This window comes from Chthonomonas sp. (assembly GCF_035294505.1).
Taxonomy (GTDB): domain Bacteria; phylum Armatimonadota; class Chthonomonadetes; order Chthonomonadales; family Chthonomonadaceae; genus Chthonomonas.
Map to the genome: position 1 here is coordinate 35,449 of NZ_DATGKU010000078.1, position 12,994 is coordinate 48,442.

A 12,994-nucleotide genomic window follows, 5' to 3' on the forward strand; every position below is an offset into this window, starting at 1 on the left:
GCTAAGGACCCACGGATACTTGGGCGTTTTGTAGCTGCTGAAGTTGTTGAAGGTGAGCCGTGATCGTGGGATCGTTTGGCGCTAACTCATGGGCATTCTGAAGGCTTTCGATAGCCCCGGCAAGGTCGGGTAACTGGAGTTGCAGTTTAGCAAGTTGGACGTAGAGTTTGGGATTATTCGTATTGCTTCCCAACTCGATCTGAAGGGCTTCAATACGTCGGCGTAGGTCTTGACGTTTTTGGTAGAGAGCGAAAAGCTTTGCGGCATCTGCCGTACGCCCAATATGCTGGAAGGCCTGACCAAGAGCATAGTAGCCGGCATCATAGGAAGGATTAAGTTGGATAGCCTGTTCAAAGTCGTGTACGGCCTCTTGCCAATGCCCCTGTTGTTCCGCCAGCAGGCCCTCTTGGTAGGGCAAGAGAGGCGCTGTGGGGGCATGTTGCCGTATATAGTCCAGCGTCTGAGCTGCCAATGCGATATCGGAGGGGTTGCGCGGACTTTGGAGAAGGATAGTCAACAGGTTCGACTGGATAGGTAGGTTTTGAGGGGCAAGAAGGGCCGCCTGGCGGGCTTCGGCAACGGCTCGGTCTATCTTACCCACCGCCGCATCCACACTGCTTGCCAAGGCGAGATAGTCGGGATTTTTAGGATCGAGTTGGAGGGCGTGTTGTACGGCTTGCTCGGCGTTGGCGGATTGTTGCATTTGGAGGTAACAGATGCCCAGCTCGCGCCACGCCACCGAGTCTTTGGGGTCGAGCTTGACGGCTGTTTTGAACTCATCGGCGGCATGGAGATAGGAAGCTTTATGGGTATAGATGCGCCCTAAATCCACGTGGGCAAGCTCATAGTTTGGGAAACGACTCGTGACCGATTTAAGAAGCTCAAAAGCCTCTTTATAATGTTTTTTGGCGATGTATATCTCCGCTAAGGCCGTGGGTGGTTCCGGATCGTTTGGGTTAAGGAGGGTGGCCTGGATGAGAGCCGGCTCAGCGAGTTGCGCATCGCCGTCGCGGGCCAATCGAAGGCCAAGCTCTCTCCAGGCATAGCCATCTTTAGGATGGCTTTCGGTATACCAGTGAAGCTCTAAAAAGCCCATATGGCGGATATGGAATTTATGGCTCCACGGGCCAAACCACCAAGTAAGTCCGGCAGCAAGGATGCTTAGCATAATCGCGATCAAAACTGCTTGCCAAACATTGATAGGCCAGAGATGGGGCCATTTTTTTTGTTGTGTAGAGGGCACCACTTTTGTTGGTGTGTCTATCTGGGTTCGCATCTCTATCTTGGCTCCAACCTGGTAAACCTCTCGATTTTTCCTGGCTGACGGATAGGGAGCATCATAGCTTACCTTGTTTGACGGCTATATCTAAAGAATCCAGAGCATTTTGTCGGCATAACAACAGTTGTTGCAAAGCCTCTTCATCATGTGGATGCCGTTGTAACACCTGTTGATAAACCTCTGCCGCTGCTGCATAATTTCCATGTTGTTGGAGAGCGCGCGCTAGCTGGAGTTCTAGGCCGATATCTTGTGGGTTCTGTGCGACGCGCTTTTGTAGGATCAGAATTTGAGGCGTGAAGCCCTCTTGATAGGCGATTTCATCGGAGATTTGGTGTGCGAGTGTCTGCTTGTGTTGCGTCTGGTAAATAGTCTCTTTAAGCTGTAGCAAAGCGATATCACCAGGATGTAGGGACAAGCCCTTGTTTACTAGTTTGAGTGCATGCGTGAGGTCATGGCACTGAAACAAGATCACGGCGCCCGCATAATATCGCATGGGCGCCCAAACCTCCTGTTGCGCTTCTTTGGCGGCTGCTAGGTAGTCTTGTGGCGTCTTAGCTTGAGAAACTTTGATAAGTGCAAGGTAGGCATGTATTCTAGAAGGAGGTTCTTCGTTCCCGATCTGAATACGAGTATGGAAGTATTCGGCAGCTTCTTGCAGTTTACCAAGGTGTCGTGCGATTCGATAGACGTAGGGGTAGAGATCGTCATAGGTGGGATTAACTTTCAGTATAGGTGTTATCCACTGCCATGCTTCTAACCACTGCGCACGTGCGATGAGACAGGAAATGTAGCTGATCGTGTCCACAGAGGCTTTTGGGTTAATGGCAAGTCCTTGCTGAATATGGTGCAATCCGTCGGTATAGAGGCCAGCTCTTGCCTCGATCTGCCCGATTGCGATGAGGGCGTCGGCATTATGGGGGTCGAAAGAGAGGACTCTTTGATAGGCATCGAAGGCTTTATGCAGATGATTACAATTTGCAGCACACCGTGCATAGCCAATCCAATCCTCAATGGAGTGTGGATGATAGGTTAGGAGGCGAGCCATGCGAGCTTCTGCTTCGGTCGTACGACCTTCGCCGATAAGTCTGTAACAAAGTGCCCGAACGGTATCTTCATTCCAAGGTTGGTCGTTAGCAACTGTTTCTAACTCTGCGATGGAAGCCTTTTGCACCCATTCTGCATGCGCAGAGATATTTTCGATATGAATAAAGTAAATAATGCCAGTAGCAAGCAGGCATAGTGTTATGATGCGGACAATTTGCAGCGGAGTAAGTGAATGCAGCTTTGAACGGATATTGACTCGTGACATATTCTTATCGTGATTGGAATTTGAATTTAAGTTTCAACAATTGTAATATCTCTGTTAATACGTAGCGGAGTGACGATGCTTTGTTTCCCGCTAGGCCAGTGTACCTCGATTTTCTCGACGCTTTTGGCGGTACCAAGCCCGAAGTGAAGGCGAACATCACTCGCCGAAAGATAACTTCCACCTGTCGTGCACTCTTTGACCCACCTTTTTCCTTCGGCATAGACGGTTACACGCGCGCCGATGCCCATCCGATTGCTTTGTCGTCCCTCTAGAGTAATACGAATCCAGTTGCCGGGATTTGGAAACTGATTAATTAACAGTCTAGCCTTGCCCTCTAAGTCCACAGTGACGATATCCATACGCCCATCGTTGTTAAGGTCTCCTATAGCAAGGCCACGTCCCACCATTGGAGTTGTGAAACCCATACCGCCCTTAGCAGTTATATCTGCAAAAAGCTGCCCGTTTTGATTATGAAAAAGCAGCATCGGCTGACGATAGTGTTCCTGAGTATCTACAAGGTCTTCATTGTCATGAATATGACCGTTGGCAATAGCGAGGTCTAGCCAGCCGTCGTTATCAATATCGAGGAATTTGCATCCAAACCCAACGAGTGGACGGGTAATCGTTGCGATACCTAGGGGAATACTCATATCCATAAATATTCCTGATTTTGAGGCCTGATAGAGAACGTCGGGTTCATTTTCGAAAGTAGCAACAAAGAGGTCTAGTAATCCATCATTATCATAGTCTCCGAAATCTACTCCCATACCACCTTGCATTTGGCCTGCTCCATTAAGCGCGACTCCTCTAAGTAGGCCTTCATTGTGAAAGGCTTTTCCCTTATTGTTGATGAACAGGTCACCCGGCATCTCGTCATTAGCCAGATAGATATCAGGCCAACCATCGCCGTTTACATCTGCTACTGCCACACCCAGCGTTTTGCCGTGTGCGGCGGTAAGCCCTGCCTCCTGAGTGATCTCCTCAAACCTTTGTCCTTTGATGTTGCGATAGAGGCTGCCTATCTGCGGGTCATAAAAGATGGGGCCACAAGAGGATTTGTATTGTCCGTAGTTACATAGCTGGATCGTATGAGAGTTAAAAACCACATATCTGGCGACATAAAGATCGAGGTATCCATCTCGATCAAAATCGGCAAATATCGCACTTGAATGCCAAGACGTTGGTGATGGAGAATAAAGTCCAACATCTTTGGATACATCTTCAAACCGCCCCTGGCCTAAATTACGAAAAAGGCGCAGAACGCCGTAACCTGTTAGTAGGACATCAGGGCGGCCATCGTTGTCGAAATCGCCCACAGCACAACCCATGTACAAACCGGGTTGTTCTAAGCCAGACCCCCTCGTTACATCTGTGAACGTGCCGTTGCCGTTGTTATGAAACAGGCTACAGTGTGCCGTTTGCGTGCCGGTTTGTCCAATCAGAAGAATATCTGCGTATCCGTCCCCATCGTAATCGAAGATAGCACAACCGGTGCCCATCGTTTCGAGGATCGTAAGCGGAGAGCGACCTCCATGCCCAAGCTGGAAGTTTATACCAGAGGACAGGGCACGGTCTTCAAAATAGCTTGGATCTGGAGATAATAAAGGATTTACCTGCGATAGGTGAGAACGAGTTGAGCGACAACCAGATAGCATACTCACACTCGTTCCAACGATAAGACGCATTGCGTCACGGCGGCTAAGAATGTATTTCATCGTTCTGATGGAGCGTAGAAGAATGGAACTTCCGAATATGCGATTGTTTATTTAGAAGCCTAGAACAGGTAATAATTTCGTTCAATATGGAGGGTTGAAGATTTTTCACGAGAGATGCATAGACTCGATACTCAAAAAGAGCATCATCATAATCACCGTACTTTCGATAGGTACGCGCCAATCGCAGCCGTAAGTCGGGGTCTTGCGGTTGGGCGACAATTCTTTTGAGCAGGTAGTTAATATCTCGTTCTGCTTTTTGAAGCGCTTGAGCACCGCTGATCAGCTTTTGGCCCTGTTGTACTTGTCCCATACGTACGAGACATAACCCTAAATGATAGAGTGCCTGATCGTCTGAGGGGGCGAGATGAAAAGCTTTGCGGTAGTTTGCACTAGCAATTTCATACTGCCCATGCCGCTCATAAAGTTGGCCTAGTTGAAAGTAGGCGGAATTGAAATTCGGATTCCGTGTAAGTGCCAGAAGAAAGCATTTCTCTGCTAGCCCACGCAGTGCTGGAGTATCTCCCTCATTCGCGTAGACATACCCTAGCAGATAGTAACTCCAAGAGTCAAGAGGATCGCAGTGAATGGCCGCTTTGAGCTGTTTTTCGGCATCTGCAAAACGCGCATAATGAATAGACAATTGGGCAAGGTCTTGCCAGTATTGCGATTTTGTTGGATCGAGTTTTACGGCCTGCTGCATGGCGGTAAGGGCTTTGTCCGGCTCATGCGCATCCCCATAGGCTCGGCCTAACAGATACCAGTAGGTGGCATTGCGGGGTTTAAGCTGGACGAGTTTTTTCAGAGGGGTTTCAGAATGTGCGACGAGACCCAATGCATAGTCGGCCTGTGCCAAGGCCAGAAAGGGGGCTGTGTTGTTCGGCTGAAGTGCACAAGCCTTCTGAAAGTTGGTTTGTGCCGCTGCATAGTCACCCTCGTGCATCTGGATATCGCCGAGGTACATATAAGCCCGATACATAGTTGGATCGAGCTTTATTGTGCGCTGAAAGGCATACTTAGCATCAGGGATATCCCTATTTTTTAGTAATGAAATACCGTAGTACAAAAAGGCAAGAGGATCTTGCGGTCTATCGTGAACTAGGTAGGCGAGGTCTTCAGCGGAGAAACGTTTCAGCTCTCTTTCTTCAGCCCAACGACTGTGACGAATAAGAAGCCCACCGATTACTAAAATCGCACCACAACTTATTAGGAACAAAAATCTTCGAGACATTACCACTAACTCACTCCACTAAAAACAAATATAATATTGTCAAGATTGTCAGGTTATCGAGTATTAGACTCGATAACCTGACAGAAGAGAGTGAGCTAATTAAGGATTATCCCAGTTCTGACACCAGTGACTATTCGGCGGTTGATGCTGCATAGGGTCGGCAACCTTCCACCAAGGATAGGTCTGCTCGAACCATTTGTAGCAGCTTCCTCCAGAGCCACTTGTTTGGGAACCGAATATAAGGTTGCCCTGTGCTACACTCAAGCTAGAGGGATCTTGCGGACTTACCGGGAGGGATTTCACGTGCCCATCAGCATAGCAGATGTTCGCACGCCCTTGATGGCGAGGAAGTCCCCAAGTGAAGCCTTGCCAGCTCAACCAGCCATCAACAAGTGAGGCACGGTTACCCCAGATGGTGTCTTCGATGTTCCACACGGTATGGCGACGTCCCATCCAGTCTGTACCACCGCATGCATCGTGCGTAACATTATTACAGTTCCAGTCGGAATGTCCGTCGAGTACCATCCAGCAGTCGGCAGGGGCGTTCACCGCTGCTTCGGATAAGGGCTGGCGATTAACTCCAAGGTTATTGTTGTAGAGGTAGCTTACTGGATTGCGATTCCACTGCCAAGATGTTGGGTCATTTGGGTCCTCCAACGAATCCGTTGAATCCGGGCAGCGGAATATTCCTCTGTTCTTAATATAGGGGGCCGTGGAGTTTTGCCAATCCCAAGTACCGTCAGAAGCCCCATTGGTCGGATCGGCCGGACGCCAACCACCGAATGGATAGTGCTCGTCGTAGTCGGTGGTGTACATCTTAAAGGCGAGCCCTAGCTGTTTGAGATTACTAGCGCAGGAGATAGCGCGTGCCTTCTCTCTTGCCTGAGCGAAAACGGGGAAGAGTATCGCCGCGAGAATCGCGATAATGGCGATAACTACGAGAAGTTCGATCAGAGTAAACCCATTGTTCGATTTTGATTTTGTTTGTTGCATAGTGCAGCTCCTTTCATATAGCAGTTTTTATTTTCTGACAGTTTTCGTTACCTTGAACAATTATCAAGATAACTAGTTGGACAGTAAGTAAGATGCACAACGGTATGCCACTTACTGCTTGCCTCCAGTAGGCATATTGGCATAAGGCGAGCCACCCCCGGAACCGGCGCTAGAGTTATATGGAGGCGGGGTTTTTACATTTGCGGGAGCATTTGCATAAGGATTGCTTCCTGCACGTGCTGCCGGCCCTCGCAAGTAACGCCAGCCGAGAAAGGCCAAAATCAGCACAAGCACCACGATAGCGGCAACGATCATGGCCGGACTTGCTTCTTTGTTCACATCACTCCTCCCGATGAGTATATTTTCTCTACGAACTTCTCCATCCGCGGTTTGAGCAAAATCGGCTAAGCCCACTTCCTGCAGAGCACAATATCAATTGTGCTCTGAATACGAGAAGCATAGCCATTCGCCTACAGTTTCATTATATCACACTCTGCTCGAATTCGCAAATAATACTACGCCAGAAAAAGACAGAAATCCTTCTTTGTGAGGACAGCCAGAGCATCTTAAAATTTTCTGCATCTCGTTCTCAGCCGTCCCTTGTTTTTAGAATAGCACACAAGACACCGCGATGATCCCCTTCTCGGATGTCTGTAAGAAGAAAAAAGAGTACAATATTCTCGTGCTCTCATTGCATAAGGAAGACAAGAAGGAAATACAATCTGCCGATGCCTACACATATTCGGCCCGACCGTGAGACGTTTCACACGTTGGCGCAGAAAGGAAATCTGATACCCGTCTATCGGGAGATACTTGCCGATAGACTTACCCCTGTTTCTGCTTTTGAACGTCTTGTTGCCGAACTAGGAGAGGAGGGGGAAAACCCGCGCGCTTTTTTGTTGGAGAGCGTTGAGGGAGGGGAGCGCTTGGCTCGCTACTCCTACCTAGGGGTGAACCCCGGTCTTGTGTTGCGCACGAAGAACCGCCAGGTGATACTGCTTGAAGAGGGCCACGAGCACCATTTCCTGCTCGAAGAAGGGCAGGACCCGCTTCACGTTCTTCAAGACCTGATGGGGCGCTATCGGTTTGTTGCGACGTCCGATCTCCCGCGATTCTGTGGGGGCGCCGTTGGTTTTTTTAGCTATGACCTCGTTCGCTTTTTTGAGAAGCTGCCCGATACGAACCCCGATGAGCTTCAAGTAGATGATGCCTGCTTCCTGTTTACCGATACCCTCGTAATCTTCGACCATGTGCGGCACCGGATCCTCGTGCTCTGTAACGCTCACGTGGACGACGACCCCGATACAGCCTATGATGCCGCTATCGCGAAGATCGATTCTTTGGTGGCACGTCTGCAGGCGCCTTATACGCCTCCGCCGCCGCGTGCCTCCCATCAAAAGGTGGTGGTTGAGCCTTGTACTCCGCGGGAGGAGTTCGAGGCGGCCGTAGAGCGATGCCGGCAGTATATTCTGGCCGGGGATGCGTTTCAGATCGTGCTCTCGCAACGGTTTAAGGTTCCTTTCTCCGCCCGACCGTTCGATCTCTACCGGGCGCTTCGCTCCATTAACCCCTCACCCTATATGTGCTATTTCGACCTTGGCAAACGCAAACTGATCGGGGCCTCGCCGGAGATTTTGGTGAATGTGCATGGCGACACCGTGTGTGTTCGCCCGATTGCGGGCACCCGCCCTCGCGGCAAAACCCCCGAAGAGGATGCCCGATTGGAGGCGGAGCTGCTGGCGGATGAGAAAGAGCGGGCGGAGCATATCATGTTGGTCGATCTGGGGCGCAACGATATCGGCCGAGTCTGCGTTTTCGGAAGTGTGCGGGTGGATGAGTTGATGGTGATCGAGCGCTACTCGCATGTGATGCATATTGTGAGCAATGTGGTTGGCAAGCTAGCTCCCGGCAAGAGCGTATACGATGTACTGCGTGCCTGTTTTCCGGCCGGGACGGTCTCCGGTGCTCCCAAAGTGCGGGCGATGGAGATCATAGATGAACAGGAGTGGACACGTCGGGGGTTCTACGCCGGCGCTTTGGGCTACTTTAGCTACAGCGGCGATATGGATATGGCCATTACGATTCGCACCATGTTAACCGATGGGCAGGTGGCCTATATTCAGTCGGGCGGGGGGCTGGTTGCCGATTCGGTGCCCGCATCCGAGTATCAGGAGAGCGTAAATAAAGCGAAAGCACTGGTAGCCGCTATCGAGATGGCCGAGGATGGCCTCGAATAGGTGGCTTCTTTAGATCACGTTGTGACGGCTTCCCATATCAAAAATCGCGATATAGATAGGAAGCCTATAGAGCGACAGTCTTTATAAATCGGTCGGTCTCTGCAGCCCAACCCCACCCCTCAGAGCCGGTAGGGGCTGAAACACAAGATTTCTCGCCTTCGGCCCGAAATGACAGCTGTTTATCTCTACAGCCCCTCCCCGACCCTCAAGGCCGACAAGGAGTCCCCAGAAAATCGCAAGATTTTCTGGGGCAGGGCGCCCTTCCCCTCCCCCTACAGGGGGAGGGAGGGCAAGCTTCCCCCCGCGTGCTGGGGGATGAGAGGGGGGCTTTGGCGTCGCCATTCTACAGCCCCCCGCCCCTCTAGGCCGACGCCCTTCCCCTCAAAGCCCCCACCCCCCCGCCCCTCCCCCTATCAGGGAGAAGGGCACCTCGCGGTGGGCGTCCTCGCGGACGGCGCCTTTGCGGCCTGTGTCGTTCCCTTCATCGCCTATCTCCCTGGCCGCTGCATCGCCGTGCGCTAGCACCTCCCGAATCGGGGGAAAGGAAGGGATAGGGGGCGAGCGAGGTAGGCTTGCTCCACGAATTGGCTCTAGAACCTTGAGGTTGACAGTCTCTGCAGCCTCACCCCTCGCCCTCGGAACTGCTGGGAAGTGAAACGCAAGATTTCTCGCCTTCGGCTCGAAATGACAGGTGTGGTATCGGCTCGAAATGACAGGTGTCTATCTCGTCTTTGGCTCGAAAGGACAGGCGTAGCGCCGGCTCTTCAAGCCCCTCCCCAACCCTCCCCCTATAGGGGGAGGGGAGACCAGCAAGTTCATTGGCGGTTTGCTATGATAACCTTCTCAGCAGTAACTAGCCACAACCGCCCCCTTTCTCCCGAATCGGGGGAAAGGAAGGGATAGGGGGCGAGCAAAGTCGGCTTGCTCGGTGAACTGCCTCTAGAGCCGTGAAGCCGGCAGTCTCTGCGGTCTCACCCCAACCCTCTCCCCATTGGGGAGAGGAGCACCTTCCGAATAGGAGGCGAACAAGGCAGGCTTGCTTAGCTAACTGGCTCTAGAACCGACAGGGACGCATCCCCTTCAGATATGGGGAGCGCCGACTCCATCTCATGATGGGCGGGTGACCCCAATAATGAACCGATGTTCGGTATAATTACGGTCGAGTATCTTCCCGATGGGTAAAAGGAGTAACGCGGTTGAAAAGAGAAGGCTTCACATTAATCGAGCTACTTGTCGTAATAGCCATAATCGCTATTTTGGCGGCTATTTTGTTTCCTGTGTTTGCTAAGGCGCGTGAGAGCGCCCGCCAAACGGCCTGCCTTTCCAACGAGAAGCAGATCGCGATGGCGGCGCATATGTATATGGACGATTGGGATGGCGCCCTTTTTCATCATCACGAGGAGTGGGTGCTAGATGATGGCACCCAGGTGCCTAATCTGCCGCCGACGGTGGACGGATGTATCGGAGGCGGGCAGGGAAACAGTAATGCTGAAAAACCTTGGATGATCTTCTTTCAACCCTACATGAAGGGACGGCTTATCGGTTTTTGCCCCTCCGATCCGGAGCCACGATCTCAAATTTTGGCGACGAACCTGCAGGATTACAACGGCGGTATCACCGTTTTGGGCACCGAATGCCAGGCCGCACCGAACGGGGAGCAGTGCCAAGCGGAGATCCACCACTGGTGTATGTGGAGCTACCTTCTGAACTCCATCTTCACGCATAAATCGTGCCGATATGCAATGGAAGGCGTTCTCCCCGGCTTCGCCACAGAGGCCGTGATAGATGCCCTGCCCAACCCGAACATCATTATGTTCTCCGAACGCAACTCCACGGCGCTTGATGCCCCGGACAATCCCGACTACGGCTATGTGCCTCAAGACGATTACGATACGTGGGTAGGAGAGGCCGCGTTGGTGCGATGGGGCAGCGGAAAGTACGGCGATCAGGGCTGGATTAAGTATGACCGCCATAATGGAGGTTCCAACTATATCTACTTCGACGGTCATGTGAAATGGATGCGGTGGGGACGCGCCCGAGTGGACGAGTATCCCGATCACATTGTACGCAACCCGCTGCCTAACCCACCGCCGTAGGGCCAAAACCCGCTTAAAGTTTTTCCTCGTTGCGGTTTTGCTCGCCGCTTTCGGTGTCAAAAACAACCCTGCGCAGCAACAAGGTTTCATCGAGAGGACGCCGAACCGAGTCGTAAGCAGGTCTCAGCATCTCCTCTGTGGGAAGAGATGGCGCCGTGCTCGCCCTTAGAAGGGAGCGTTCCACCTCTTCCTGCTTCGCACACTCTTCAATGTGTAGGAGAACGCGATGAGCTTGTGCCCGTATCTCACGGGGAACCCATTCTTGGAACCCCCCATGTTGTACGAAGCGCTTCAAATAGGGTAGAGCGTCTGTATCCCCGACCTGGGCTATCTTATCCAGCACGGCGTGCGCATACTGCGGGCCGAGTCGGGAGAGATGCAGAGAGGCCTCTTGAGAGGTCACCGGCTCTCCTAGCAGATTCCAGTAGAGCGTTGCCCGATTGCGCTTGGAAAGCTGCTGAAACCTTGCCGGAGGGAGTTGCGGCAGCAGTTTACCGATGGCTAAGTAGGCAAGACCCATATGGCGCGGCTCGATCACGGCATCGGTCTGTAGAGAGTAGACGGTGTAGGTAGGGGCGAAGAGCATATTATCGAAATAGGGAGACGGGAGCTGTTGAATCCACTGATCTACGGCCTCCGGTACCGGCAGACCAAAGCGGAAGTCGAATGAAGTAAGCAGGCGCTCCAAGCGCTCTTTCGCCTCTTCCCATAGAATGTCCAACGGCCAAAGCGCGTCGGAGGCGACGAGGTCGGCCAAGGCGCTCACCACACGGGGGCTGGCGGGCACGGGAAGTCTCTGAAGAATCAGGTGCACCATCTCGAATTCGCCTTCAGCAACCAACGGCAAGAGATGGCTGCACAGCTGTTCCCAGTCGGCCGAAGTCAGTGCGGCCAACTCTTTCGAGGTATCTGCAAAAAAGCGCTTCAAGGTTTGGATGAGTAGGTGGTTGAGCTTGGGGTGATTGGAATCGAGAGAATGGATGAGAGGGGGAAGTAACGTTTCGTCGTTGATGTGGGCGAGTTGTTGGGTAAGCTCTCTTTGGGTAAAACGGCGGTTTTTATGGGCTAGCAGTTCGAGGCCAAGCAGTAGCCCAAAGGCAATAACCGGTAGAACGAGTGGGGCTAATGCAGTGCCGATGTCCTGCCCCGCACCCGGCTGCTCTTGAAGGATAGCAGAGAACGGTAGAAGTAAAAAGAGAGCGCAAAAATAACCCAGCCAACGCAAACGCGCGCGCTTCGCTTCGGTCTTCCAAGCTTTGATCCGCTGAAGAAGTTGCGTTTTTGCTTCAGGCTCCGAGTTCTGAACTGCTGACCGCTTTCTAGTCGCCATCTCTTGCCTCGATCTTATGCCATCATACTTCTCAGCGAACCGTTCGGATTCCTGCTTTTTTATGCAAGAGACACGGAGAGAGAGTATACTATTTGCGGAGCTTGTGTATGTCGTCTTATTTCGTCAGGAGTCGTGAATGTCGTTAGAGATTCACCCGTTATTGGCACAACGTCGCAGCCCCCGCGCCATAGACCCCAATCGGCCAGTTCCCCGCGAGGTGACGCACAGACTGCTAGAGGCGGCGCGTTGGGCGCCCTCATCCGGCAACTCGCAGCCATGGCGCTTTGTGGTGATTGATGCGCCGGAGGCGCTGGCACGCGCGCGTGAGGCGCTCCATCCCGGCAATCAGCGATGGGCAAACCGCGCTCCGCTGCTGCTGTTGATCTGTGCCAATCCCCAAGAGGATGGGGATATTAACGGGCAGCCGCTTTACCTTTTTGACTGTGGGTTGGCGGCAGAGAACCTTTTGCTACAGGGAACGGCCGAAGGACTGGTCGTTCATCCGATGGCCGGGTGGGACGAGGTTGCCATGCGGGCTGCCATGAACGTGCCCGAACCCTATCGGATTGTTGTGGTCATCGCGGTTGGATACCCTGGACGCCTCGAGGATTTACCGGAAGACTTGCAGAAACGAGAGACGGCTCCGCGTGCGCGCAAACCGCTGGTAGAGCTAACACACTATAACGGATGGTGAGGATTTAACAATGGAAGAGGTGCGTATCACGATCAAGCCCGATTCCCCAATCGGCACCATATCTCCGCGTCTATATGGGCATTTTGCCGAGCATCTAGGGCGCTGCTGCTATG

10 protein-coding genes are annotated in these 12,994 nt (G+C 52.3%); 3 read left to right on the forward strand and 7 right to left on the reverse strand.

Annotated elements, in window-relative coordinates:
* Position 1: 1 nt before the first annotated feature.
* From VKV18_RS04260 to VKV18_RS04285, 6 genes are all read right to left on the reverse strand, one after another.
* On the reverse strand, positions 2-1,276 hold the full coding sequence (locus VKV18_RS04260; RefSeq protein WP_324202985.1) for a tetratricopeptide repeat protein: 1,275 nt from the start codon (positions 1,274-1,276) through the stop codon (positions 2-4).
* A gap of 61 nt (positions 1,277-1,337) precedes the next feature.
* The gene (locus VKV18_RS04265; RefSeq protein WP_324202986.1) at positions 1,338-2,324 is read right to left on the reverse strand and encodes a tetratricopeptide repeat protein; all 987 of its coding nucleotides are present in this window, start codon (positions 2,322-2,324) and stop codon (positions 1,338-1,340) included.
* 290 nt (positions 2,325-2,614) lie between these two features.
* The gene (locus VKV18_RS04270) at positions 2,615-4,243 is read right to left on the reverse strand and encodes a CRTAC1 family protein (RefSeq protein WP_324202987.1); all 1,629 of its coding nucleotides are present in this window, start codon (positions 4,241-4,243) and stop codon (positions 2,615-2,617) included.
* Between the two features lie 43 nt (positions 4,244-4,286).
* A complete protein-coding gene (locus VKV18_RS04275; protein WP_324202988.1) occupies positions 4,287-5,531 on the reverse strand; it encodes a tetratricopeptide repeat protein in 1,245 nt (414 codons plus the stop codon).
* Positions 5,532-5,630: 99 nt separating this feature from the next.
* Entirely contained in the window at positions 5,631-6,524 is an 894-nt protein-coding gene (locus VKV18_RS04280) for a DUF1559 domain-containing protein (protein WP_324202989.1), read from the reverse strand.
* Between the two features lie 111 nt (positions 6,525-6,635).
* Entirely contained in the window at positions 6,636-6,863 is a 228-nt protein-coding gene (locus VKV18_RS04285; protein ID WP_324202990.1) for a hypothetical protein, read from the reverse strand.
* A gap of 389 nt (positions 6,864-7,252) precedes the next feature.
* Between VKV18_RS04285 and trpE the strand changes: the two genes are divergently transcribed.
* Positions 7,253-8,761 (forward strand): anthranilate synthase component I, encoded by a 1,509-nt coding sequence (trpE, locus tag VKV18_RS04290; protein ID WP_324202991.1) that lies wholly within the window; start codon positions 7,253-7,255, stop codon positions 8,759-8,761.
* 1,196 nt (positions 8,762-9,957) lie between these two features.
* Complete coding sequence (locus VKV18_RS04295) at positions 9,958-10,857, forward strand: prepilin-type N-terminal cleavage/methylation domain-containing protein (protein WP_324202992.1); 900 nt, start codon at positions 9,958-9,960, stop codon at positions 10,855-10,857.
* Positions 10,858-10,870: 13 nt separating this feature from the next.
* On the opposite strand, the gene VKV18_RS04300 is transcribed toward VKV18_RS04295, so the two are convergent.
* Positions 10,871-12,187, reverse strand: coding sequence for a hypothetical protein (locus tag VKV18_RS04300; RefSeq protein ID WP_324202993.1), 1,317 nt, complete (start codon positions 12,185-12,187; stop codon positions 10,871-10,873).
* Positions 12,188-12,323: 136 nt separating this feature from the next.
* Between VKV18_RS04300 and VKV18_RS04305 the strand changes: the two genes are divergently transcribed.
* Positions 12,324-12,881 carry a nitroreductase family protein gene (locus tag VKV18_RS04305; protein WP_324202994.1) on the forward strand — a complete coding sequence of 186 codons (558 nt, stop codon included), beginning with the start codon at positions 12,324-12,326 and terminating at the stop codon, positions 12,879-12,881.
* The last annotated feature ends 113 nt before the right edge of the window (positions 12,882-12,994 follow it).

Coding starts and splice junctions, on each gene's coding strand:
- VKV18_RS04260 (WP_324202985.1), bottom strand. CDS start 1,276: ATGCGAACCCAGATAGACACACCAACAAAAGTGGTGCCCTCTACACAA.
- VKV18_RS04265 (WP_324202986.1), bottom strand. CDS start 2,324: ATGGCTCGCCTCCTAACCTATCATCCACACTCCATTGAGGATTGGATT.
- VKV18_RS04270 (WP_324202987.1), bottom strand. CDS start 4,243: ATGCTATCTGGTTGTCGCTCAACTCGTTCTCACCTATCGCAGGTAAAT.
- VKV18_RS04275 (WP_324202988.1), bottom strand. CDS start 5,531: ATGTCTCGAAGATTTTTGTTCCTAATAAGTTGTGGTGCGATTTTAGTA.
- VKV18_RS04280 (WP_324202989.1), bottom strand. CDS start 6,524: ATGCAACAAACAAAATCAAAATCGAACAATGGGTTTACTCTGATCGAA.
- trpE (WP_324202991.1), top strand. CDS start 7,253: ATGCCTACACATATTCGGCCCGACCGTGAGACGTTTCACACGTTGGCG.
- VKV18_RS04300 (WP_324202993.1), bottom strand. CDS start 12,187: ATGGCGACTAGAAAGCGGTCAGCAGTTCAGAACTCGGAGCCTGAAGCA.
- VKV18_RS04305 (WP_324202994.1), top strand. CDS start 12,324: ATGTCGTTAGAGATTCACCCGTTATTGGCACAACGTCGCAGCCCCCGC.